Here is a 1043-nt window from a genome sequence, read left to right on the forward strand (position 1 = left end):
AATCACAGCTCTGCATACTCCGGATTCATCCGGTGTGCCCGGCCCTGGAGAGAGAATAATCCGGTCAGGTTCAGCCTTTTGGATAGTCTCAATTGTGTTATTGCATGTGATAGGTACCGGCTGTGCACCAAGGGATCCAACCAGCTGATAGAGGTTATAGGTGAAGCTGTCAAAACAGTCAACGATGACGACTTTCATGGTAATCTTCCTGCACGAAGTACTGCCTGTGCAATAGCACCCGCCTTAGCCTGTGTCTCATCAAACTCTTTGGACGGGACAGAGTCCGCAACAATTCCTGCTCCTGCCTGGCATGTTGCGAAATTATTTTTCACGATTACGGTTCTGATAGCGATGGCAAACTCCATCAGTCCGTCGAATCCAATATACCCGACTGCACCTGAGTAGATACCCCGGGGGATAGGTTCCAGATCCTCGATGATTTGCATGGCACGGATCTTGGGAGCTCCGCTTACGGTTCCTGCCGGAAAACAAGCCTCCAGAGCATCGACCGGTCCCATCTCCTCTTGGAGTTCTCCGGTAACGACGGATGTGATGTGCTGGACATGCGAAAATTTATCGATTGACATAAAATCAGAGACCTGCACGGTTCCAAACTCAGACACTCTGCCGATATCATTTCGTGCAAGATCCACGAGCATCAGATTTTCTGCCCGTTCTTTGGGATCGGCGAGCAGTTCTCTGGCAAGCAGTTCATCCTCCGCATCTGTCTTTCCCCTTGGTCTGGTCCCTGCTATGGGAACTGTGGTAACAGTTTTTCCCTCGGTTTTTACCAGCATCTCAGGGCTTGATCCGATGATGGCCTCATCACCAAAATTGAAGTAATACAGGTATGGCGAAGGGTTTATCGTTCTTAATACCTCGTAAATCCGGTATGGGTTACCGGTATACGGTAGCGAAAATCTGCGGGAAAGAACTACCTGAAAGATGTCTCCTGCTCTGATATGTTCAAGAGCCTTCAAAACACCCTGTTCATAGATCTCCCGGTCATGTTCAGGCAGAACAAATTTCTCCTCAGATATGGG

The 1043-nt window shown here is 49.1% G+C and carries 2 protein-coding genes; both read right to left on the reverse strand.

What is annotated here, in order from left to right; translation table 11 throughout:
- A partial coding sequence (locus tag PLA23_RS13710; RefSeq protein ID WP_502883639.1) for a glutamine amidotransferase-related protein occupies nt 1–198 on the reverse strand: 198 nt, incomplete at its 3' end.
- On the reverse strand, nt 195–1043 hold an 849-nt coding region (locus tag PLA23_RS13715; RefSeq protein WP_324475590.1), incomplete at its 5' end, for an anthranilate synthase component I family protein. The genes PLA23_RS13710 and PLA23_RS13715, both read right to left, overlap by 4 nt.

It is taken from the genome of Methanospirillum sp. (assembly GCF_035406105.1).
Classification (GTDB): Archaea; Halobacteriota; Methanomicrobia; order Methanomicrobiales; family Methanospirillaceae; genus Methanospirillum.